Here is a 21,767-nt window from a genome sequence, read left to right on the forward strand (position 1 = left end):
CATGACCGGGCCCCAGCCGATGCCGGCGTACAGTTCCGTGGTGTAAGGGCGCGGGTTGTTGTAGCCGCCCGGGTAGTAGTACTGGAGCACGCCCAGGTCATAGTTGAATTCGGTGCCGGCGACCTTGAAGGTGTTCTTGAAGCCGCCGTAGAAATCCATCTCGACCGGGGCCGANACCGCCGGGTTGGCATCCTCGAGCCAGCTGATGCTGGAGTTCCAGTTGCCCACGTAGAAGCCGCTTTCGTGGGCGTAGTCAAAGCCACCCTGGATAGCCGGGCGCAGGTTGGTCTGGCTGATGCCGCGATAGCGGTAGTCCGAGACCAGCGACACATTGGCCGTGAACGTATGCGGCGATGCCGACCCGGCTGCGGCAGCGGCAGCGGCCGGAGCCACTGCAGGCGCCTCGGCGTCAGGCTGGGCTTGCGCCATGGCGGGCATGGCGGCGAAGATGAAGATGGAAGAGGCGGAACAAGCGAGCAGCGCGGCCGCGGTATGGCGCAGGTCAGTCATTGTTGTGGTGACGAGAGTTGAAGGAATCCCCGTTGCAGGGAGCCTCGCCACGATATGGCCTGACGCGTAAAAACAGTATCAAAAGTCGCGGTGCCCGCGTACAAATCCAATAAATGTGCGTGGATTCCAGCGTTATCCGGCAAACCGGTAGCCCAACCCGATTTCCGTCAGCAAGTGAGCGGGCCGCGCCGGGTCCGCTTCGAGCTTGTGCCGCAGATGGCCCATATAGACGCGCAGGTACTGGCTGCTTTCGGCCTGGGAGGGCCCCCACACTTCCCGCAGCAATTCCCGGTGCGTCATCACCTTGCCGCGGTGGGCGATCAGGACTGCCAGGAGACGATACTCGATCGGCGTCAGATGCACGGCCTGTCCCGAGCGGGTGACGACGCGGCTGGCCAGGTCAACCTGCACGTCGCCAAACACGATCTGGTGGGAGCCCTGGGCGTTGGCCCTGGCATGCCGGCGCAGCAGCACCCGCAGGCGTGCGACCAGTTCGCCAACGCCGAAGGGCTTGGTCAGGTAGTCATCCGCGCCGGCATCCAGCGCACCGATCTTGTCGGCCTCGCCGCTACGTGCCGACAGGACCAGTACCGGCACGTCAGTCCACGTACGTATCTCGCTGATCAGTTGCACCCCGTCTCCGTCCGGCAAGCCCAGGTCGAGAATGACGAGGTCAGGTTGCCGGGTGCCTGCCTCGATCAGTCCGCGCTTGAGCGATTCGGCCTCGTGCACGGTGCAACCTTCGGACTCCAGGGTCGAGCGAACAAAGCGCCGGATATGCGGCTCATCCTCAACCAGCAAGACTGTTGGGGAAAAATCAAATGGCATCAACTCCCTCTCTTTGCGTGCGTGCCGGGATCCCAGGCATCAGGCTGCTCCGGCTCCACCGCTGGCGGATTCCCACGCGGCAACGCCAGCAGGAAGCGCGCGCCCGCCTGGCCGCCGGGCCGGTCTGGCCGTTGCGCGGGTTCCACCCAGATGCGCCCGCCATGGGCTTGTACGATGGCCTCGCATACGGCGAGGCCCAGGCCGACGCCCGCCGTCGCGGATTCGCGCTCACCGCGCGTGAATTTCTCGAAGATCTGCCGTTCCTTGCCCTTGGGCACGCCCGGGCCATCATCCTCTACCGCAATCCTGATCTCGTCGCCGACCGCCGCGGCCGAGAGCCGGATCTCTGTGCCAGCAGGCGTGTATTTGGCGGCATTCTCCAGCAGGTTGCACAGCACACGCTCGATCAGCACGGCGTCGCATTCGATCAGGGGTACCCGGGACAAGTCGGCGACAGCAACCCGGTGGTGCTCGAGCGCCTCGCGCATGGCAGCCAGGCTGGCGCCGACGAGCTCCTCCACCGATTGCCACGCCTTGCTCGTCCGGACTTCCCGGCTCTGCAGCTTCGCCATGTCCAGCAGATTCACCACCATGGTCCGCATTCGCCTGGCCTGTTCCAGCATGGCGGCCACGGTCTCGGCCAGTGACGGCGTCAGTCCGGGACCGCTACGCTGCATGGTTTCCGCCATGCCGATCAGGCTTGTCAGCGGGGTTCGCAGGTCATGGGAGACAGCGGCCAGCAATGAGCTGCGCAGACGCTCTGATTCCATCGACAGCAAGGCCTGCTGCGCCACTTCGACGTAATGCAAGCGCTCGATGGCGATTGCGATCAGCGTGCAGAACACATCGACCTGGCGCCGTAGCCCAGGTTGCGCAAAGGCGCGTGATACCGCAGGCTCGACCGCCAGGACGCCACGGGTCTGCATCGGCGCCTTCAATGGCAGATACAGCACCGTGCTGCCCGGCAACGTATGCGTGCCGGTGCCTGCGGGTTGGCCGTGATCGAATACCCACTCTGCCAGTACACGGTCGATCGAGTCGGTTCGCGCCCCGGTGTCATGCTGCTCCACATCAGACACGGGTGGCAGCAAGCGGCCTTCCGGAGAAACCAGGAAGAAGGCTGAATTGGCATCGAAGGCAGCACGCAGGAAGCGGCTGGCGATCGAGACAATCTGGTCCGGCATCAGCGCCGCGGAGAGTTCCCGGGCCAGCTCGTAGAGCGTGCGAGCATCGTTCTCGCGCTGCACCGCCACTTGCGCCTGTTCGCGCAAGCCGGCCGTCAGTTGCCCGATGACCAGCCCCACCGATAGCAGCACGACGAACGTCAGCAGATACTGCACGTCGCTGACGGCGAACGACAGCCGCGGCGGTACGAAGAAGAAGTCGAAAGCGGCCACGGCCAATACCGATGCCAGCGCCGCCGGTCCGCGGCCATGACGGAGCGCGACGCCGACCACCGCCGCCAGGAACAGCATGGCAATGTTGACGACGTCGAACCAGGGGAGCGCCAGGGCCGACAGCGCCGTGGCACCGGCACACCATACCGCTGCCAGCAAATAGTCTTTGCGCGTGGCCCCGTCGCCCGGCGCGGGCGCGTCTGGCTCGTCCGTGCCATGGCGCGGGCGAAGATCCACCCGCGTCGTGTCTGCCGCCACGCGGATGATATCAATCTCCGGACACCCGATCGCCAGCGCATCGGCAAAACTGCGGCGGCCGAACAGCCACGCCGGCGCGTTCACAAATGGGGTCAAGGCCAGCCCGAGAAGAGAGCGGGCCCGCTCCATAACGGAGGCGCCCCCCCGGCGCCAGTCTGCCGGCGCCCGGCCGATGACCACCTTGGTCAGGTTGTGGCGGCGCACGTACCCCACGATTGCCTGGACCATGTCGTTGCCCGCCAGGGTCTCTGTGCGTGCGCCCAGCTCCTCTGCGAGACGCATGGCCGTCTGCAGGCGAGTTTTGGCGAAATCGGACGGGGGTGTCAGCCTGGGTGTGGCGATGGTCACCACATGCCAGTCGCAATCGAGCTGGCCGGCAAGCCGGCGCGCACTCCTGACCACCTGCTCGGCGTCGTCACCACTGCCAATGCAAGCCAGCACGGCCTCCCGGGTCCGCCACACGCCTTGCACGGCTTCGGACTGACGCCACGCCCGGACATCGGAGTCGACCCGGTCGGCGGTCCTGCGCAGCGCCAGCTCGCGCAGGGCGATCAGATTGCCTTTTCGGAAGAAATTGCGCGCCGCATGTCGCGCCTGCTCCGGCAGATAGACTTTGCCTTCCTTCAGCCGGCGCAGCAGCTCGTCGGCCGGCAGGTCCACCAGCACGACTTCGTCGGCGCTGTCAAACACAACGTCCGGCACGGTTTCCCAGACGCGGATGCCAGTGATGCCGCCCACCGCCTCATTCAGGCTGTCCAGATGCTGCACATTGACCGTGGTCCAGACGTCGATGCCGGCGGCCTGCAGTTCCTGGATATCCTGCCACCGCTTGGGATGGCGACTGCCCGGTGCGTTGGAATGGGCCAGTTCGTCAACCAGGACCAGGGCCGGTTGCCGGACCAGCGCCGCGTCCAGGTCGAACTCCTGCAGAACCCGCTCGCGGTACGGTACGTCCTTCATGGGCAATCGCTCGATACCGGCGATCAGCGCTTCGGTCTCTGCGCGGCCGTGGGTCTCCACGACGCCAATGACAACATCGGTTCCCTGCGCAGACGCCGCCCGCGCGGCGGTGAGCATGGCGAACGTCTTGCCGACCCCGGCAGACGCGCCAAAATAGACCCTGAGCTTGCCGCGCAAGGCGCGAGCGCCTTCCTCCTGCACCATCTGGAGCAGGGCATCGGGGTTAGGGCGCGCGCCAGTTTCGCGCAATTCGGCATCAGGCATCGGTCGACTCACCCTCTATTCTTGCACTGGCAAGCCAGTTCTGCATCGCATCCGCGCGCCAGCGCCGTTCCCGCGGGAGGGCGACCCCGCCGGATCGACCCGCCGCGTCCCGGCACTGGGTTACTTCCGCGCGATGGCATCCAGTCCAAGGTTCAGTTTCAAGACATTGACTCCCGGGTCGCCCAGGACCGGCAGTAGCGGCGTTTCGGTATTTGCCGAAATCAGTTGCATCACCTGCTCGATCGGAATCCCCCTGGCGCGGGCCACGCGCGCCGCCTGGTACGCTGCGGCCGCAGGGCTGATGTGCGGGTCGAGCCCGCTGCCGGATGCCGTGACCAGGTCCACTGGCACGGGGGCCTGGTTGTCCGGATCTGCGGCGTGCAGGGCGTCGATGCGCGCGCGTGCGGCGTCGGTCAGCGCCGGATTGGTGGGGCCCAGGTTGGATCCGGCCGAAGCCGAGGAGTTATACGGCATCGGCGCCGTGGCCGACAGCCGGCCCCAGAAGTACCTTGGGTCGGAGAACGGCTGGCCGATCGGTTCCGAGCCAACCATCTTGCCATCCTTCTCGATCAGCGAGCCGCCTGCCTGATGCGGGAACACGGCTTTGGAGATTGCCGTGATCACGCCGGGATACAGCAGGCCGGTCACCAGCGAAAGGCCAACGAACACCACCAACATTGGCCGCAACAAGCCACCTTGCACGGGTGCCGGCGACGGCTGCCGGGACTGCACTTGCGTATTCATGGAATGCTCCGAATCATAGGAGAAAATCAGACCCAGCCAAACAGGGCCAGGATCATGTCGATCAGCTTGATGCCGGCAAACGGAACCAGGATGCCGCCCAGGCCGTAGACCAGCAGGTTGCGGCGCAGCAGCACCGCGGCGCCCAGTGGCCGGTAGACCACGCCCTTGAGCGCAAGCGGGATCAGCACCACGATGATGAGCGCGTTGAAGATCACCGCCGACATGATGGCCGACGCCGGCGTGGCGAGCCCCATCACATTGAGCAGGTTGAGCTGCGGATAGGTGGTGGCAAACGCCGCCGGGATGATCGCGAAGTACTTGGCGATGTCATTGGCCACGCTGAAGGTCGTCAGCGAGCCGCGCGTCATCAGCATCTGCTTGCCGATCTCGACGATCTCGATCAGCTTGGTCGGGTTGCTGTCCAGGTCCACCATGTTGCCGGCTTCCTTGGCCGCCTGGGTGCCGCTGTTCATCGCGACGGCCACGTCGGCCTGGGCGAGTGCCGGGGCGTCGTTGGTGCCGTCGCCGGTCATCGCGACCAGCCGGCCTTCGGCCTGGTACTGGCGGATCAGCTTGAGCTTGGCTTCCGGCGTGGCTTCGGCCAGGAAGTCGTCAACGCCTGCTTCCGCCGCAATCGAAGCCGCCGTCAGCCGGTTGTCGCCGGTGATCATCACGGTCTTGATGCCCATCTTGCGCAGTTCGCCGAAGCGCTCGCGAATGCCGGTCTTGACGATGTCTTTCAGTTCGATCACGCCAAGCACGCGCACCGAATCGCCATTGGCGTCGGCTACCACCAGCGGCGTGCTGCCGACGCGGGCGACCTCATCAACGGCTTGCAAGACCGCCTCGGGGAACTTGCCGGCGCGTTCCGTGACGTAACGGCGCACGGCATCGGCGGCGCCCTTGCGCACGTGACGCTCGCTGCCGTCATCGCTCAGGTCAACACCGCTCATGCGGGTCTGGGCGCTGAACGGCACGAATTCCGGCTTGAGGTTTGCCATTACCGGCGCCGTCAGCCCCGGCAGCTGGCGGGCCAGCGTGATGATGCTGCGGCCTTCCGGCGTCTCGTCGGCCAGCGACGACAGCCACGCCGCTTCCGCGAGTTGCAACGGCGACACGCCCGGGGCCGGGATGAAGCGCGATGCCTGACGGTTGCCATGGGTAATGGTGCCGGTCTTGTCGAGCAGCAGCACGTCCACGTCACCAGCGGCTTCGACGGCACGGCCCGAGGTGGCAATCACGTTCGCTTCCATCATCCGGCTCATACCCGCCACGCCAATGGCTGACAGCAGCCCGCCGATCGTGGTGGGAATCAGGCAAACCAGAAGGGCCACCAGTACCGTGATCGTCACCGGCACGCCAGCCTTTGTCACCAGGACGCTGTAGAGCGAGAACGGCTGCAGCGTGGCCGTGGCCAGCAGCAGCACGATGGTCAGCCCGACCAGCAGGATCGTCAGGGCCAGTTCGTTCGGTGTCTTTTGCCGCTTGGCGCCTTCAACCATGGTGATCATGCGGTCGATGAAGCTCTCGCCGGGGTTGGTCGTGATGCGCGCCACGATCCAGTCGGACAGGACGCGCGTACCGCCGGTCACCGAGGAGAAGTCGCCGCCCGACTCGCGGATCACCGGCGCCGATTCGCCGGTGATGGCGCTTTCGTCGACCGAAGCCACGCCGTCGATCACTTCGCCGTCGCCGGGGATCATCTCGCCGGCCTGAACCAGCACCACGTCGCCGCGGCGCAGCGCCGTCGCGGGGCGCGCTTCGGTGGCACTGCCACGCTTGCCGTCCTTCAGCACATGGGCGGTGACCGTGGTCTTCAGCCCGCGCAGCGCCTCCGCCTGTTGCTTGCTCCGGCCTTCGGCGAGTGCCTCGGCAAAGTTCGCGAACAGCACTGTGAACCACAGCCACACCGACACCGCCAGAATGAAGCCCGCGGATTCTCCACCGGGGGCTGCCGCCGGCGCGGCCATTGCCTTCAGGAAAAGGATAGTGGTCAGGATGCTGCCCACGTAGACCACGAACATCACCGGATTGCGCAGCTGGTCGCGCGGCGACAGCTTCCTGAAGGCCGCGACCAGCGCGGGCTTCACCAGCGCCGGCGCGAACATGCTGCGCGCCGGCGGGCGATGATGGTGGGAACCGTGTTGCCGGTCGGACACCGGTGCGCTCTTCGCCTGAAGCGTGTTGGAGGAAGACGCTTCAGCCGTCCTGGCGCCGCGCTTGGCCACTGGGGCCATCGAATCTGGTTGCATGGTTTCTCCGCAATCCGCTAGAGCCATCCGGCACTTGCCTCTGCAGGGCAGTGCAGGTACCGGACGTATAGGAATGCTCGATATTTCGTAGTCAGTAGTCGCTTTACTTCGCCGCGGTTGCCGTCACCGCTCCCTGGAGCTGTTCGGCGACCGGGCCCAGCGCCAGCGCGGGGACATAGGTCAGCGCCCCGACCAGCAGCACCGTGCCCACTAACAGGACGACGAACAGCGGGCCGTGCGTCGGCATGGTGCCGCCGCTCACCGGCACGCGCTTCTTGGCTGCCAGCGAACCCGCCAGCGCAAGGACCGGGATAATGATCCAGAACCGGCCCAACCACATGGCCGCCGCCAGCAGCGTGTTGTAGAACGGCGTGTTGGCAGACAAGCCCGCAAAGGCGCTGCCATTGTTGTTGGCCGCCGACGAGAGCGCGTACAGGATCTCCGAGAAGCCGTGCGTGCCGGGATTGAACACCCCCGCGCGTCCTGCCCCGGTCATCACCGCCATGGACGCGCCGAGCAGCACCAGCAGCGGCGTGACCAGGATCGCCACGGCCGTCATCTTCATTTCGTAGACTTCGATCTTCTTGCCGAGGTACTCCGGCGTGCGCCCGATCATCAGTCCGGCGATGAACACCGCGAGCACGGCGTAGACCAGCATGCCGTACAGCCCAGAGCCGACGCCGCCGAACACCACCTCGCCCAGCTGCATCAGCAGCATCGGCACCAGGCCACCGATGGCGGTGAAGGAGTCATGCATGGCATTGACCGCGCCGCACGACGCCGCGGTCGTGATGGTGGCGAACAGTGTCGAAGCGGCGATGCCGAAGCGCGTTTCCTTGCCTTCCATATTGCCGCCGGCCTGCCACAGCGACGCGGCGTGATCCACCGGCAATCCGGCCAGCGCCGGGTTGGCCACCTGCTCGGACATTGCCGCCAGGCAGGCCATCGCGACAAAGATGACCGTCATGGAGGCCAGCACCGCCACACCCTGTCGCCTGTCGCCCACCATCTCGCCAAAGGTAAAGCACAGCGCCGCCGGGATCAGGAAGATCGCCAGCATCTCGAGGAGGTTGGCCAGGGCATTCGGGTTCTCGAACGGATGCGCCGAGTTGGCATTGAAGAAGCCGCCGCCGTTGGTGCCCAGCATCTTGATGGCTTCCTGCGAGGCAACCGGGCCCATCGCCAGCGTCTGCTTGTCGGTCTTCAGGTCTTCCGTCACCGGCTTGCCTTGTGCATCGAGCACCGGTTGCCCGGCCGCATCCAGCTTCGGCTGGCTGTACTCAACCGGCGTGACCAGGCTGGCTTCCTTGTAGGCATCGAAGTTCTGGATCACACCCTGGCTGACCAGCGCCAGCGCAATCACGGTCGCGATCGGCGCCAGCACGTACAAGGTGACCCGCGTCATGTCGACCCAGAAATTGCCGATGGTGGCGGCGCTCTGGCGCGCGAATCCGCGAATCAGCGCGAACACCACGGCGATGCCGGTCGCCGCGGACAGGAAGTTCTGCACGGTGAGCGCGAGCATCTGCGTCAGATAGCCCATGGTCGATTCGCCGGCGTAGCCTTGCCAGTTCGTATTGCTGACAAAGCTGATGGCCGTGTTGAAGGCCGAGTCTGGCGTGACAGCGCCGAAGCCTTGCGGGTTCAATGGCAGCATGCCTTGCACGCGCTGCAGCGCATAGACTGCCACCACGCCAAGCAGGTTGAACGCCAGGACGGCGACGGTGTACTGCTTCCACCCCATCTCGGTATCGGCACGCACGCCGCCCAGGCGATACAGCAGCCGTTCCAGCGGTCGGCCCCAGACGGTCAGCGAATAGTTGCTGTCTTCCACAGCGCGCCGGATATAGCGTCCGAGAAAAGGGGCGCACGCCAGGAGGATGGCGAGATAGAGGACCAGCAGGCCCAAGAATTGGGAGGACATCAGAATTTCTCCGGCCGGAACAACGCAATGAGGAGGTAAACAAAAATGGCAATGGCCAGCACGCCGCTCAACAGATCGGTCCAGCCCATCACAACCTCCTGTCCGACGCGCTGTTCTTTGCCGGCATCTGGTCATGCGGGCTGCAGTGCTCGCTGCCTGCCGGAGATTTCGGCGCAAGCACGGCGCAAAGCCCCAGCAGGGCCGCGCTCAACACGCCGAAGCCAATCAATACGATCAAAAAGATCCCGTCCATAACAAAGCACCCTTGAATGGTTTCGGCTTGCAGATTAGCGACGGGGTCGTAAAAACAGGGTAGAAAGGTGGCCGGTGCGTATAAAGAACGCATAAAGATTCCGGCAATCAGCTTGCGCATGCGAGCCAATGTGCACTTTCCTGGCTGCTGGCGATCGTGATGCCTGGTGGCAAGGCCGCGGCGGTTGGCTGAGGTGCTTGGCCGGCGCGGCGCTTCTTTATCGAATCTTTACGCGATCGATGGCGCCATATACCGCCCAGCGCGTCAATCGAGTGGCTTGACCCGCCGGAACGCCCCAAGGAGTGCGAGGTCGTACGCGATCTTGAGCACGCCGCAGGCAACCAGCGGAGTCCCGACCCAGCCCATGGCCAACAGCGCGCCCGCCAGGGTCGGGCCGAATGCGGCAGCCAGGCTCCTGGGCACGGCGGTCAGGCTTGCCGCCGCCGGCCGCTCGGGCGGCGTCACCACGGCCATGACATAGGCGGTCCGGGTCGGTACATCCATCTGCGACAGCGCGCTGCGTACGAGCAACAGCGCCAGGGTCGCCGGCAGGGAGGGGGAGAACGCGGCCGCGATCAGGCAGAGGCTGGACGGAATATGGGTGAACACCATCGTATTCAGCAGGCCGAACCTGCGAGCCAGTGGCGCAGCCACGAGCTGGGAGCCGGCGCTGAGCAGCCCGGCCCAGAAAAAGAACTGCCCGGCGGCACCAATGGAAAGGCTGAAGCGCTGCATCAGCCAGAGCGCCAGCAGGGAATTCACCACCAGGCCGCCGGCAAATGCGTCGATGCTGAAGAGCAGCGCAAGGCGGGTAACGATCCGGCGAGACGGTCCCAGCGGGATTCTCGCCTTTGCCAGGTGCGGTGGTGGCGCCGGCATGCGGGCATAGAGGATCCAGAGTGCGGCACCGGTCAGGGCATAGATCATGAACATGGCCCGCAGCGCGCCGAGGACAGGAACCCCAAGCTGCGCCGCGAGCCAATCCGGCAGCGCCGCCGCCAGCGCGCCAATGGCGGCGCAGAGGGCCCCGGTCAGGCTGTAGCGGGCGAACAGCGCAGTGCGGGCATCGGGGGCGGCCGAATCGGCAAGGCCGGCATGCTCAAGCGGCAGGAAGACGCTGACGTCTCCGGAGCTGGGGTTGAGCGTGCCAACGAATGCGACCAGCAACAGCGGCCAAAGGGAGGACAGCCCGGCGAAGCCTATGCCGGTCGCGGCCATCAACGCGGCCGCCGACACCAGCAGCCTGCGCTGCGGATAGCGGTGGCCGATCACGCCCACCAGGACCGTCGCCAGGGCCGAACCGATCAGGGTGGCGCTGCTGACCAGTCCCACTGCCAGCTGCGCGAAGCCGAGCGCCAGCAGGTACGCCGGCAGCAGCACGGCGATAAAGCCGTCGCAGAAGCCGCGCAACGCGCGGCCGACGAGAAGCGGCAAAGCGCCGGGATGAACGCCTGCGGGCAGGAGCAGGCGCGCAAGCCAGCCTCTGCTGACAGTCATGGCCGGGTCTTCAGATGTGCGCATCGCAATGGCATCCGTATTCCGGTCTTCTCATGCAGTCTGTGAAAATCCGTGGCGATCCCGCCGTACACGTACGGCGCCGGGAATGGCTGGCCAAATGTGAAAGCCTGGACTTCCGCTTCCGGCGATTCTCAGCCATTCGAAAAAGCGGTCAATGAATGGCCGAACTGTCTCAATCAGCTGACCTATCACCGATGCCGAAATGGAGCGTCACGGGCGTTCTCTGATCTTATGTTGGCAGACAAAGTGTCAATCAAGGGACAAGAAGCCTCATTGCCATTGGCGTGGCATTGCCCAATGAGATTCTTCAGTTCCGCTCGCATTCGTCGCAAATCCTTCAATCTTTCCTCCACAAGACTGAGCTTTTGCTCGGCCAGCGCGCGGGCTGTGCTGCACGTGCCGCCATCGGTCTGTCGCAGCAGTACCCGGACTTCATCCAGGGTGAACCCAAGCGACTGGGCCTGGCGAATGAAATGAAGCCGCTGCAAGCTCTGCTGCGAATACTGCCGAATGGCGCCATAGGCACGCTCTGGCACCGGCAGCAGGCCGCACCGATGGTAGTAGCGTACCGTCTCGACACCAACACCAGCCGCCCTGGCCAGCTTCCCGATTGTCAGTGTGTGGTCCATCGCTTGACTCCGTACCTTGGTACGGGCCTAGGCTACGCCTAAACCGCACATGCGGGAAGGGCGGATCGCACTGCGATAGGCAACGCCGGGGACCAGGTCGCCAGCCACGGCGACTGTCTACTGCCAATCGGCGGTGAGGCAAAGAGAGATGATGAGCGCCCTCAAGCTGCAGTCAGTCATCACCTGTCCCAAGTGCGCGCATGCAAAAGAAGAAACCATGCCCATTGATGCCTGCCAGTGGTGCTATGAATGCGAACACTGTCACGCGGTGCTAAGGCCAAAGGCCGGTGATTGCTGCGTCTTCTGCTCGTATGGCACCGAACGGTGCCCGCCCATGCAGCAGCAGTCTTGCTCGTGTGTTCGTTGACGCACGTACAGCGATGCATGACGTACCCTCGATGCGGCTCCTCCCGGATGGTCCCGGCTCTTACCCAGCCACGCTTGTCCGCGAGAACGTGTTCTTCTCGACAGTACGCGCCGCCCGCTGTATGTCGCGGGAAATTTAGAGAGGGGCCATTATGCAATCGCGGATCATTCGCGTTCTACCCGCAGAAGATGGTTGGGCATTGGAGTTCGGCGGCCTCAATTTAAAGGCCCAGAGATTTCCGACCATGGAAGCGGCAATCGCTGCGGGTTGGGACGTGGCCAGGCGAGAGAACGCCGAATTGCACATACATCGTCACGACGGGGATGTGCACTTGCGCAATGCGTGCGGTGACAAGCAACAGGAGCCGCAGCGGTAAGGCCGTACTAGCGCGCCGGCAAAATTCTGCCAATCAGTCCATAAATGGCCAATGGCCAAGTTGACCGAAGCTTCGGTCATTTGCAGAGTGGGCGTGCGAGTACGTCCAGGGTCGGGAAGCGCCGACCGCCAGCGCTCCTTCGCGGGCGCGCCTGAGTCCCTGCTCCTTTAGGGACAGAGCGTCACATTCTCAGTGCTCTCCAAGACGTGATTCAGAAGGCATTAATGTAGAGATATCTACAGCATTGAAATACGTGTTATGGGCTCCTAACATGCGCTCATGACTGCGTTCATCGCCCCCTGGGCTTTGCTGATCGTCACGCTACCAACCTCCGGCGCCACCGCCCGGATGCGGATCTGGCGCGCGATCAAGACTATTGGTTGCGCCGCACTGCGTGACGGCGCCTATCTCTTGCCTGCAGGCGATGAGCAAATCGCCCAGTTGCGCGAGTTGGCCGACGACGCCCGGCATGAAGGCGGCCAGGCCTGGCTCTTGAGTGTCCGCGCCGACAATCCAGGGGAAGAGACCGCTTTCCAGGCGTTGTTCGACCGCAGCGCTGACTATGCGGACCTGCAGACTGCCCTGTCAGAGGCGCGCAAGTCGCTGACCGATCAAAGCAGCGCCGAACTCAACCGCCTGCTGCGTCGTCACGGGCGTGCCTACGAAGCGATCCGCACGATCGACTTCTTCCCTAATGAGGCGTCGACCCGCGCCGAAGCCCAGTGGAATGACTTCAGTCGCGCCATCGAGACCATCCAGTCTCCGGGCGAACCACAGGCACTCTCGCGAGCAATCGCTCGCCGGGATCCTGCCCAGTATCAAGGGCGGATTTGGGCCACCCGCCGCCACCTATGGGTGGACCGCGTGGCAAGCGCCTGGCTGATCCAGCGCTTCATCGATCCCCACGCCCGGTTCCTGTGGCTGGAAAGCGCTTCCAATTGCCCGGACGATGCGCTGGGCTTCGATTTCGACGACGCGACCTTCACGCACGTGGGCGAGCGCGTTTCATTTGAAGTGCTGCTGTCGAGCTTCGGACTCGAGTCCGACCGCGGGCTCAGCCGGCTCGGCACCATGGTCCATGCGCTTGACATTGGCGGCATTTCGGTACCGGAAGCCAGCGGCTTTGAAGCCATGCTGGCCGGCGCACGAGCGCGCCTGAAGGATGATGACGCCCTGCTGGCGGAAATCGGCACGGTGCTGGATTCGCTTTACGCACACTTCTCGGCCAACAAGAAACCCTGACTTCAACTTTCTTCCAAGATCCCGTTATGAATCGCATGCAACAAGCGGGCATGGCACCGCCGGACGTCTCGGAACGGCCCGCCTATACTCTCTGGCAGCTCGTGCTCTATTTCCTTCGCCTGGGCACGTTCGGCTTTGGCGGGCCGGTCGCGCTGGCCGGCTATATGCACCGCGACCTCGTGGAGCGGCGGGGCTGGATCAGCGATGGCGACTACAAGGAAGGCATAGCGCTGGCACAGCTGGCGCCCGGGCCGATGGCAGCGCAACTGGCGATCTATCTCGGCTATGTCCACTATCGCGTCCTCGGTGCCACGCTGATCGGCCTGGCCTTCGTGCTGCCGTCGTTCCTGATGGTGCTGGCGCTGGGCTGGGCCTACGTCCGGTTTGGCGGGCTGACCTGGATGCAGTCGGTGTTCTATGGCGTAGGCGCCGCCGTCATCGGCATCATCGCCATCAGCGCCTATAAGCTGACCACAAAGAGCGTGGGCAAGGACAGACTGCTGTGGGCAATCTACCTGGTGCTGGCTGCGGTGACCATCGTCACAGAGTCCGAAATCGCCTGGCTGTTCCTGGCAGCCGGCGTACTTGCCTGGTTCTGGCGCGCCCCACCAAAATGGCTGCGCCAGAGCGGCGCCAATGCGCTCGCGGCCACGCAGGTACCGGCCGCGAGCGGCCTGCTGAGCACGCTGGACTGGCCGTTGCTGACCCAGATCGGCGTGTTCTTTGCCAAGGCAGGCGCCTTCGTCTTCGGCTCGGGACTCGCCATCGTGCCATTCCTCTACGGCGGTGTCGTGACGGAACACCACTGGCTCAACGACAAGCAATTCGTCGATGCGGTAGCCGTGGCTATGATCACCCCCGGCCCGGTGGTCATCACGGTCGGCTTCATCGGTTACCTGGTGGCCGGGCTGCCCGGCGCCTGCGTGGCGGCACTAGCGACCTTTCTACCCTGCTACCTATTCACGGTACTGCCGGCCCCTTATTTCAAGAAGTACGGAAAGCTGCCGGGCATCCTAGCCTTTGTCGATGGTGTCACGGCGGCTGCGATTGGCGCCATCACCGGTGCAGTGTTCGTACTGGCCAAGCGCTCGATCGTCGACGTGCCGACCATTCTGCTGGCGCTGGGCACGGTCGCGCTGCTGCTGAAATTCAAGAAGCTGCCTGAGCCAGTCATCATCACCGGCGCCGCGCTGATCGGCCTTGCCGTTTATCCGGTGCTGCATCACTGAGTCAAACGAACCAGGGGACACCATGAGCTACGAAATGAAACCGCTGGCATGCGATCCGGGCCGGCTTTCGGGCCTGTCGGAGAAGCTGGTTGTCAGTCACTACGAAAACAACTACGGCGGCGCGGTGAAGCGGCTGAATGCAATTGCCGCAGAGCTGTCAGCACTCGACATGGCAGCCGCACCGGTCTTTGTGCTGAACGGCCTGAAGCGCGAGGAGCTGATTGCAACGAACTCCATGATCCTGCATGAGGTGTACTTCGACAGCCTCGGCGACGGCGGCAGTCCAGGCGACGAACTGGAAGCGGCGCTCGTGAGCGATTTCGGCTCGGTCGCGCTCTGGCAAGCGGAGTTCACCGCCATGGGCAAGGCACTTGGCGGCGGCTCGGGCTGGGTACTGCTGACTTACTCCCCGCGCGACGCTCGGCTGGTCAACCAGTGGGCTTCCGACCACGCCCATACGCTGGCTGGCGCGACGCCGATCCTGGCGCTGGATATGTACGAGCACTCCTACCACATGGACTATGGTGCGAAGGCCGCGGCCTACGTCGACGTGTTCATGCAGAACATCAATTGGGCAAGGGTCGCCGATCGCTTCGCAGGGGTGAGCAAATAGTCAGGGAGAATTCCGGCCGCCTAGACCTGGCCACCCCCTCGACGAACCAGAGCGGAGACCGCCATGAAATGGATTACCCGGGAACGCCCCAAGATCGACCGCATCGCTTGCCCGTGGCTCATCGCCCGGTTCATCGACGAGGCGCCGGAATTTCTCTATGTGCCCGCCGGCGACGTCTTGCGCGTTGCAGGAGAGGCCGGCGCCATTCCCTATGACATCCCCGGCGTGGAGCTGTCGCATGTCGGTGAGCTGTGCAGCTTCGACGCCTTCCTGGACAAGTACGGCCTGCCCGATCCCGCCTTGCGGCAACTGGCAGAGATCGTGCGCGGCGCCGACACGTCAAAGCTCGACCTGACGCCGCAGTCCAGCGGACTCTATGCGATTTCCCTCGGCCTCTCGCAGGTGTATGCCGACGATCACGAGATGCTCGGCCATGGCATGGTGATGTACGACGCGCTCTATGCGTGGTGTCAGCACTGCCAGGCGGAAACCCACCGGTGGCCGCCGAAGATACCTGCCTGAACGCTGCGCCGACCATCAGCCAGGAGATGCCACATGAAGCCGATTCTCCTCATTGTTTTGTTGCTGGGGATGGCCATGCCGGCCATGGGCGAAACCATCCTGTTCAGCCAGCAACGCCCCGGCGTATTGCCCGTTGGCTGGGTGTGCGGCGTCACCGGGCACGGCAATCCGAATTGGACCATTGAGCGCGATACGACGGCCCCAAACCTCGGCAATGTGCTCAGGCAGTCGGGGGCCGGCGACTTCCCCTGGTGTGTGAAACAGGACGTTTCCCTCACCGACGGCTTCGTGGAAGTGCGGTTCAAGCCCGTCGCCGGCCGCGAGGATCAAGCCGGTGGCGTCGTCTGGCGCTGGAACGACGGGAACAACTATTATGTCGCCAGGGCCAATGCGCTGGAGGGCAATGTGTCGCTGTACTACACGACGGGCGGGCGCAGGCACACGATCCGCTATCGTGACGCGCCCGTTGCCCCCGGCACCTGGCATTTGCTGCGCGTGGAGTTTGCCGGCCCCCGCATCCGGGTGGCGCTGGATGGCAAGCTGTACATCGACACCTCCGACGAGCATATCCCGGGCGCCGGCGCCATCGGAGTCTGGACCAAGGCGGATAGCGTGACCCTCTTTGATGCCATCTCGTTTGGCAGCAACGATGCCAGATAGGGCGGCAGGTCGCCAAGGCTGCAATGCACATAGCAGTCCGCCCTCGCCAACGGGCCTTGATGCCAGATTGGCAAGTCAGGCTCGCGCGAATTCATGTCCATCAGCAAATACCTGTAAGAGTCACAGTCATGCTGGATGTCCTGGCCAACCGCACCTATCGCCACCTGTTCCTCGCGCAGGTCATCGCACTGGTTGGCACCGGGCTGGCGACCGTTGCCCTGGGGTTGCTCGCTTTTGACCTGGCTGGTGCGAACGCCGGCACCATCCTCGGCACGGCGCTGGCGATCAAGATGGTCGCCTATGTCGGTATCGCGCCCGTCGTCGGTGCGTTCGCGAACCGGCTGCCCCGGCGCGCGTTCCTGGTGTCGATGGACCTGGTCCGTGCCGGTGTCGCGGTCTCGCTACCGTTCGTGACCGAAGCCTGGCAGATCTATCTCCTCATTTTCCTGCTCCAGTCGGCGTCGGCGGCGTTCACGCCCACGTTCCAGGCGACGATCCCCGACGTGCTGCCCGACGAAAAGGACTACACCAGGGCATTGTCGTTGTCGCGGATGGCCTATGACCTGGAAAGCCTTGCCAGCCCTGCGCTGGCCGCGGCGCTGTTGACGGTGACCGGCTTCCACTGGCTGTTTGCCGGCACCGTCATCGGCTTCCTCGTTTCGGCTGCACTGGTTGTTTCCGTGCTCCTGCCTCAGTCACGGGCAATAGTGCGATCGGGAAGCATCTACGCCAGGACATTCCATGGCATGTCGATCTATCTGCGTACGCCGCGCCTCAGGGGCTTGCTTGCGCTGAATCTTGCCGCTGCGGCGGCGAGTTCGATGGTCATCGTGAATACTGTCGTCTACGTGCAAAGCAAGATGCAGCGGTCCGCCACCGACGTTCCGATTGCATTGGCTGCGTTCGGATGCGGATCGATGCTCGTAGCGCTGCTGCTGCCGAAGTACCTCGACAAGCGGCCCGACAGGCCCGCCATGCTAACCGGTGCTTCGGTCATGGCGCTTGGCTTGCTGGCCGGCGCCGCTATCGCGGGGCTGGGAGGGCCGGCCGAATGGCCGACATTCCTTGCAGACTGGTTCACCATCGGCATCGGTTACTCGATGACGCTGACGCCCAGCGGGCGCTTGCTGCGTCGCTCGGCAAGCTCGGCCGACCGGCCGGCAGTCTTCGCCGCGCAGTTTTCCCTGTCGCATGCGTGCTGGCTGGTGACGTATCCGCTGGCTGGGCAGCTTGGTGCGAGGCTAGGCATGGCGCCGACCTTTGCCGTCCTCGCTGCGCTGACAGTCCTAGGCGTGGTGATTGCCTGGCGGATGTGGCCGGCCGCAGATCACGATGTCCTCGACTACAGCCATCCCGCGGATACGGCGTTCGCGGACCACCTGTCTGAAGGAGAGCGGACAGGTAGCTACAGCCACAGGCACGCCTTCACAATTGATGATCTTCATCCCAGATGGCCGGACCTTCACTAGGGCGCATGCCCGTTCGTTCCTCTGAGGCCGGTCCTTGTACTACTTCGCCACAAAGCGTGCCGTCACGGTCTTGCCGTCGGCAAACTTGATCGTCGCGACCAGCTTGGAGCCGGCTTTGAGCTGCGTACCGTCCGGCAGATCCGATCGGACGGCCACGCTTGATTGATCAGGCGCAACCTCCAGCAGGGTAACGATGTCATCGTGGATGACTGCGTAGTCCGATTTTCAGGGGTGGATTGGTTCATGCCTGTGCGACTTTCACGAGGACTGTCTGACGGTGCCGAAGCACCGCCAGACCAGAGGCATTGCTATGCCGAAAACGGCCCAGCTGCCATCAAGGTATCCAGCTTTGCTTTCACCATTTCAAGCAGGCAGAGCGCGCTGAAGCATGCTTCCGAGCGCACGCTCCAGTAGCACGAGTACGCCTTCAATGCCGGCACGCACTTCATGCAGGCACGCGTTGGTTTCGATTGCATCGACCATTACTGACTCCTTACCAGGTTAATGCGCGCCACTCATTTGAAGGTGAGGGTGGCGGGCCAGACAGCGAGGGTGGAAACCCGGTCAGAACAGGGAAGAACCCGGTCAGCCTTGCAGCTGCCTCGCTCGGCCCGCCATAGAACCAGACATGTTCGTGCGAGCACAGGCGTGCCGTTTGAAAGCGCAACGCCTGTCCCTGTTCCGACCTTTGGGTTTCCACGCCCGGTCACCGGCGATCCGATGACGTGACCAGTATTTCCTGCCGGAGTCGTGCAGACGATAAGAGATGTCGCATTTGGAACGGACGGGCGAAGCTTGCCGCAACGCGATTGAGTAGGAAATCGCTGAGTCTTGGAATGCGAGGTGGTCGCTGTGCGGTTGGTTGTCGTGCTTGGCGGGCGTAGGCAAGAAACGCGTCGCCTGGGCGGCTGGCCATAAATTGCTCGGCGTTGGTGGTTCGGGCGGCGGTGATTTCCGCCCATGTGATTGGTGGTTCGAGCCAGCTACGCTCCCTGTCCGGTGCCTGCGTCGACGGACTATTGGACGAACCCGACTTTAGGTTGTTGGCAGCCTGCTAACCAGGTTATCGGTGGGACGCCTTCGGCTGCGCTACGCGCACGCATCATCGCAGGTCGGAGGCACGGGCACGGAGTGCATCGCTGCGCTCGCACCGCGTGGTCGCGGATGATGCCGAACCCAACGCTGTCAGGAAGTGGTCGGACGGTCGCTCTGCTTAGGGCCGGCGCGTAGCGCAGCCGTAGGCGTCCCACCGATGGCGGGATTAGCAGGCTGCCAATCCCCTAAAGTCGGGGTCGTCCAATAGTCCGTGGACGCAGGCACCGGACAGGGGGCGTAGCCGGGTCGAACGGGCACCCACATCGAACGGAAATCACCGCCGCCCGCACTACCAACGCCGAGGAATGGATTGCCAGCCGCACAGGCGACGCGTTTTTTGGTTACTTTTTGTCGCTCGGACAAAAAGTGACTCGCCGGCTACGCCGGCGAAACAGCCCACGCTAGCCAAGCACGACAACCAACCGCATGGAACTATGCCAAATTACGAGTCCCCGATCCCGCCACCGATAATCTTGCGCAGAGATCCGTCCACACTATGCTCCCCCACCTGAGCCACAAAATCCTCCCCCTCCGGCAACCCCAACGAAAACCTCACCGGAAAATTCACAGCAATCCCGCCTTCCCCAGGTACGGACCGCACCACCCCCCGAGCCAGCACATGTGGATCCTGGAATAGACCCGTCGCCCCCAGCACCGGCGAGAACGGAATGTCCAACGGTTCGAAGAACACCTCCCACTCGGCGAGATCGCGTGTACGGAACACCGCCGCCATCAGATCATTGACCTCCACCTTGTGCCCATACCGCCCAGCCCGCGTGGCATAGCGCAGATCACGCAAGGCCGGGAATTCTTCGCCCAGCGCCTCGCACAGATTGATCCAGAATTTGTTCTCGAGGATGCCCATCGCCAGATGCCGGCCGTCGCGCGTTTCGAAGAGATCGTTCTCCGGCATCACGGTAGGGGATGCCTGCGGCGATGCCTCATGCCCGCGCGCGGCCCACGCACCGTGGGCGGTCCACGACAGCATCGCGTCATGGATCGAGACATCCAGATGTTGTCCCTGTCCGTTCTGGCGCGCACTCATGATCGCCACTGCAAGCGATAGCGCCGCGTAGCCGGAGGCGGCGTAGTCCGACACCCGCACGCGCGGGCGCGAGACCTTGTCGTGCACCTGCACCGGCGTCGCCCAGTATCCAGCCAGCGCCAGGTAGTTCAGGTCATGCCCGGCGTGGCTGGCATACGGGCCGGTCTGGCCGAAACCGGAGACCGAACACAGCACGATGGCCGGATTGACCGCCGCCAGCGCTTTATAGCCCAGCCCGAGCCGCGCCATCACGCCGGGGCGGAAGCCTTCCACTACGGCGTCGGCATTGCGGACCAGGTCGAGAAAAGCTTCACGACCCGCGTTGGTTTTCAGGTCCAGCGCAACCGAGCGCTTGCCGCGGTTGAACTGTGCAAACACCGTCGGACCAAGTTGCCGCGCGGTATCGCCGGTGCCGGGCTGCTCCACCTTGATGACATCGGCACCCAGCTGCCGCAGCAGGCTGCATGCGTGCGGACCGGGCAGCAACTGGCTGACGTCGATGATGGTGACGTCCTTGAGGCAAGACCATTCTGGCTTCATGCGGAGCCTTTGGGGAGAAGGAGGAGGAGCGCCGCATGCGTGGAAGATGGCATGCGGCGCGAGGGCAGGGCAGGACCCTCAGCCCAGATCGCCGACCATGCCGATCGACTTCACCAGGTCGCCGTAACGCGTGTTGTCGCTGGCGACCACGGTACCAAACTGCGCGGGAGACGCGCTGCGGCGCAGCTCGCCGGCATTGGCCTTGAGTTGGGCATCGAACACGCCGGCGCTTTGCAGGGCGCCGATGGCGGCGTGCAGCTTCTGCGTCAGGTCGGCCGGGAACTTGGCCGGTGCGAACAGGCCGCTCCAGTTGTCGATGACAAAGCCCGGGGGCAGGGCCTCGGCCATGGTTGGCACGTCCGGGAAGAACGGCGAGCGCGCGGCGCCAGTGACGGCAAGCACCCTGACCTGGTTGTTGCGTACGTACTGGGTCGCAGTGCCGAGCACCGGCATGCCGAACTGAGTTTGTCCGCTCAGCATGGCGGTGATGATTTCCGGCGCACCCTTGTAAGGGATATGCACGGCGTCGCAGCCGGTCTGATGCAGCATGGTTTCCACCGCAAGATGGGCGATGCTGCCCTTGCCGCCGGAGCCGTAGTTGAACTTGCCCGGGGCCTTCTTCATGGCGGCGATCAGTTCGGCGGCGGTCTTGTAGGGCGACGAGACGAACACCACCAGCGCGGTCGGGCCGCCGGACAGGGCCGTGATCGGCGTGAAGTCTTGGATCGGATCGTATGGCATCTTGCGGTACATGTGCACGTTGATCACGTGCGCATTGGCCAGGATGCCCAGCGTATAGCCATCGGGCGCGGCACGGCGCAGCGCACTGGCGCCGATGATGCCGCCGGCGCCGGGCATGTTCTCGACCACCAGCGGCTGGCCGAGCTTCTTGCCCAGCTCCGCCGACAGCGTGCGGGCTACGTTGTCGGGCGTGCTGCCGGCGATAAACGGAACGATCAGACGGATCGGGCGGTTGGGGTAGCTGGACGGCGCAGCGGCGCGGGCCGGCAGCAGCAGGCTGCCCAGCGCGGCGGCGCCGGCGGTGGCAAGCCAGTTTCGGCGGTTCATGCTT

Annotated in this window: 20 protein-coding genes; 8 read left to right on the top strand and 12 right to left on the bottom strand. The window is 64.2% G+C overall.

Translation table 11 applies throughout. The annotated features are described in order from the left end of the window. The 10 genes from A3A5_RS37605 to A3A5_RS0104750 all read right to left on the bottom strand — a co-directional run. Nucleotides 1–510 (bottom strand): TorF family putative porin (locus A3A5_RS37605; RefSeq protein WP_018309466.1); only part of this gene is annotated, 510 nt, incomplete at its 3' end. Nucleotides 511–642: 132 nt separating this feature from the next. Further along, complete coding sequence (gene kdpE / locus A3A5_RS0104710) at nt 643–1,338, bottom strand: two-component system response regulator KdpE (protein ID WP_026200458.1); 696 nt, start codon at nt 1,336–1,338, stop codon at nt 643–645. After that, entirely contained in the window at nt 1,338–4,217 is a 2,880-nt protein-coding gene (locus A3A5_RS0104715; protein ID WP_018309468.1) for a sensor histidine kinase KdpD, read from the bottom strand. Before A3A5_RS0104715 ends, kdpE begins: the two co-directional genes overlap by 1 nt. A 120-nt stretch (nt 4,218–4,337) precedes the next feature. Beyond that, nucleotides 4,338–4,961: a potassium-transporting ATPase subunit KdpC gene (kdpC, locus tag A3A5_RS0104720; protein WP_026200459.1), complete on the bottom strand. Its 624-nt coding sequence runs from the start codon at nt 4,959–4,961 to the stop codon at nt 4,338–4,340. 26 nt (nt 4,962–4,987) lie between these two features. Next, nucleotides 4,988–7,213, bottom strand: coding sequence for a potassium-transporting ATPase subunit KdpB (gene kdpB / locus A3A5_RS0104725; RefSeq protein WP_026200460.1), 2,226 nt, complete (start codon nt 7,211–7,213; stop codon nt 4,988–4,990). 103 nt (nt 7,214–7,316) lie between these two features. Then, a complete protein-coding gene (gene kdpA, locus A3A5_RS0104730) occupies nt 7,317–9,137 on the bottom strand; it encodes a potassium-transporting ATPase subunit KdpA (protein WP_018309471.1) in 1,821 nt (606 codons plus the stop codon). Beyond that, entirely contained in the window at nt 9,137–9,226 is a 90-nt protein-coding gene (gene kdpF / locus A3A5_RS37610; RefSeq protein WP_018309472.1) for a K(+)-transporting ATPase subunit F, read from the bottom strand. The genes kdpA and kdpF overlap by 1 nt, the downstream gene beginning before the upstream one ends. Further along, complete coding sequence (locus A3A5_RS37615) at nt 9,226–9,510, bottom strand: hypothetical protein (protein ID WP_018309473.1); 285 nt, start codon at nt 9,508–9,510, stop codon at nt 9,226–9,228. Before A3A5_RS37615 ends, kdpF begins: the two co-directional genes overlap by 1 nt. 144 nt (nt 9,511–9,654) lie before the next feature. Beyond that, nucleotides 9,655–10,887: an MFS transporter gene (locus A3A5_RS0104745; RefSeq protein ID WP_085958703.1), complete on the bottom strand. Its 1,233-nt coding sequence runs from the start codon at nt 10,885–10,887 to the stop codon at nt 9,655–9,657. A 209-nt stretch (nt 10,888–11,096) separates the two neighbouring features. Beyond that, complete coding sequence (locus A3A5_RS0104750) at nt 11,097–11,537, bottom strand: MerR family DNA-binding protein (protein ID WP_018309475.1); 441 nt, start codon at nt 11,535–11,537, stop codon at nt 11,097–11,099. Nucleotides 11,538–11,688: 151 nt separating this feature from the next. Between A3A5_RS0104750 and A3A5_RS44370 the strand changes: the two genes are divergently transcribed. The 8 genes from A3A5_RS44370 (at nt 11,689) to A3A5_RS0104785 (ending at nt 18,015) form a co-directional block, all read left to right on the top strand. After that, nucleotides 11,689–11,904: a GDCCVxC domain-containing (seleno)protein gene (locus A3A5_RS44370; RefSeq protein ID WP_081623805.1), complete on the top strand. Its 216-nt coding sequence runs from the start codon at nt 11,689–11,691 to the stop codon at nt 11,902–11,904. A 151-nt stretch (nt 11,905–12,055) separates the two neighbouring features. Further along, nucleotides 12,056–12,280, top strand: coding sequence for a DUF2188 domain-containing protein (locus A3A5_RS0104755; protein ID WP_026200461.1), 225 nt, complete (start codon nt 12,056–12,058; stop codon nt 12,278–12,280). A 279-nt stretch (nt 12,281–12,559) separates the two neighbouring features. Further along, entirely contained in the window at nt 12,560–13,522 is a 963-nt protein-coding gene (locus A3A5_RS0104760) for a chromate resistance protein ChrB domain-containing protein (protein WP_018309477.1), read from the top strand. A gap of 35 nt (nt 13,523–13,557) precedes the next feature. Beyond that, nucleotides 13,558–14,751, top strand: a complete 1,194-nt coding sequence (locus A3A5_RS0104765; protein WP_018309478.1) for a chromate transporter — start codon at nt 13,558–13,560, stop codon at nt 14,749–14,751. Nucleotides 14,752–14,773: 22 nt separating this feature from the next. After that, nucleotides 14,774–15,364, top strand: coding sequence for a superoxide dismutase (locus A3A5_RS0104770; RefSeq protein ID WP_026200463.1), 591 nt, complete (start codon nt 14,774–14,776; stop codon nt 15,362–15,364). Nucleotides 15,365–15,427: 63 nt separating this feature from the next. Then, nucleotides 15,428–15,886, top strand: a complete 459-nt coding sequence (locus A3A5_RS0104775; protein WP_018309480.1) for a chromate resistance protein ChrB domain-containing protein — start codon at nt 15,428–15,430, stop codon at nt 15,884–15,886. Nucleotides 15,887–15,919: 33 nt separating this feature from the next. Then, nucleotides 15,920–16,546: a hypothetical protein gene (locus A3A5_RS0104780; protein WP_018309481.1), complete on the top strand. Its 627-nt coding sequence runs from the start codon at nt 15,920–15,922 to the stop codon at nt 16,544–16,546. A 128-nt stretch (nt 16,547–16,674) separates the two neighbouring features. Then, on the top strand, nt 16,675–18,015 hold the full coding sequence (locus A3A5_RS0104785) for an MFS transporter (protein WP_018309482.1): 1,341 nt from the start codon (nt 16,675–16,677) through the stop codon (nt 18,013–18,015). 1,537 nt (nt 18,016–19,552) lie between these two features. Here the strand turns inward: A3A5_RS0104785 and A3A5_RS0104800 are convergent. Then, the gene (locus A3A5_RS0104800) at nt 19,553–20,695 is read right to left on the bottom strand and encodes a CaiB/BaiF CoA-transferase family protein (protein WP_018309485.1); all 1,143 of its coding nucleotides are present in this window, start codon (nt 20,693–20,695) and stop codon (nt 19,553–19,555) included. Between the two features lie 78 nt (nt 20,696–20,773). Then, complete coding sequence (locus tag A3A5_RS0104805) at nt 20,774–21,763, bottom strand: tripartite tricarboxylate transporter substrate binding protein (RefSeq protein WP_018309486.1); 990 nt, start codon at nt 21,761–21,763, stop codon at nt 20,774–20,776. Nucleotides 21,764–21,767: the final 4 nt, after the last annotated feature.

It is taken from the genome of Cupriavidus sp. UYPR2.512 (assembly GCF_000379565.1).
Lineage (GTDB): Bacteria > Pseudomonadota > Gammaproteobacteria > Burkholderiales > Burkholderiaceae > Cupriavidus.

What these genes read in the sequence shown, in the direction of transcription:
- kdpE (WP_026200458.1), bottom strand. Translation starts at nt 1,338, where the DNA reads ATGCCATTTGATTTTTCCCCAACAGTCTTGCTGGTTGAGGATGAGCCG.
- A3A5_RS0104715 (WP_018309468.1), bottom strand. Translation starts at nt 4,217, where the DNA reads ATGCCTGATGCCGAATTGCGCGAAACTGGCGCGCGCCCTAACCCCGAT.
- kdpC (WP_026200459.1), bottom strand. Translation starts at nt 4,961, where the DNA reads ATGAATACGCAAGTGCAGTCCCGGCAGCCGTCGCCGGCACCCGTGCAA.
- kdpB (WP_026200460.1), bottom strand. Translation starts at nt 7,213, where the DNA reads ATGCAACCAGATTCGATGGCCCCAGTGGCCAAGCGCGGCGCCAGGACG.
- kdpA (WP_018309471.1), bottom strand. Translation starts at nt 9,137, where the DNA reads ATGTCCTCCCAATTCTTGGGCCTGCTGGTCCTCTATCTCGCCATCCTC.
- kdpF (WP_018309472.1), bottom strand. Translation starts at nt 9,226, where the DNA reads ATGGGCTGGACCGATCTGTTGAGCGGCGTGCTGGCCATTGCCATTTTT.
- A3A5_RS37615 (WP_018309473.1), bottom strand. Translation starts at nt 9,510, where the DNA reads ATGCGCAAGCTGATTGCCGGAATCTTTATGCGTTCTTTATACGCACCG.
- A3A5_RS0104745 (WP_085958703.1), bottom strand. Translation starts at nt 10,887, where the DNA reads ATGACTGTCAGCAGAGGCTGGCTTGCGCGCCTGCTCCTGCCCGCAGGC.
- A3A5_RS0104750 (WP_018309475.1), bottom strand. Translation starts at nt 11,537, where the DNA reads ATGGACCACACACTGACAATCGGGAAGCTGGCCAGGGCGGCTGGTGTT.
- A3A5_RS44370 (WP_081623805.1), top strand. Translation starts at nt 11,689, where the DNA reads ATGAGCGCCCTCAAGCTGCAGTCAGTCATCACCTGTCCCAAGTGCGCG.
- A3A5_RS0104755 (WP_026200461.1), top strand. Translation starts at nt 12,056, where the DNA reads ATGCAATCGCGGATCATTCGCGTTCTACCCGCAGAAGATGGTTGGGCA.
- A3A5_RS0104760 (WP_018309477.1), top strand. Translation starts at nt 12,560, where the DNA reads ATGACTGCGTTCATCGCCCCCTGGGCTTTGCTGATCGTCACGCTACCA.
- A3A5_RS0104765 (WP_018309478.1), top strand. Translation starts at nt 13,558, where the DNA reads ATGCAACAAGCGGGCATGGCACCGCCGGACGTCTCGGAACGGCCCGCC.
- A3A5_RS0104770 (WP_026200463.1), top strand. Translation starts at nt 14,774, where the DNA reads ATGAGCTACGAAATGAAACCGCTGGCATGCGATCCGGGCCGGCTTTCG.
- A3A5_RS0104775 (WP_018309480.1), top strand. Translation starts at nt 15,428, where the DNA reads ATGAAATGGATTACCCGGGAACGCCCCAAGATCGACCGCATCGCTTGC.
- A3A5_RS0104780 (WP_018309481.1), top strand. Translation starts at nt 15,920, where the DNA reads ATGAAGCCGATTCTCCTCATTGTTTTGTTGCTGGGGATGGCCATGCCG.
- A3A5_RS0104785 (WP_018309482.1), top strand. Translation starts at nt 16,675, where the DNA reads ATGCTGGATGTCCTGGCCAACCGCACCTATCGCCACCTGTTCCTCGCG.
- A3A5_RS0104800 (WP_018309485.1), bottom strand. Translation starts at nt 20,695, where the DNA reads ATGAAGCCAGAATGGTCTTGCCTCAAGGACGTCACCATCATCGACGTC.
- A3A5_RS0104805 (WP_018309486.1), bottom strand. Translation starts at nt 21,763, where the DNA reads ATGAACCGCCGAAACTGGCTTGCCACCGCCGGCGCCGCCGCGCTGGGC.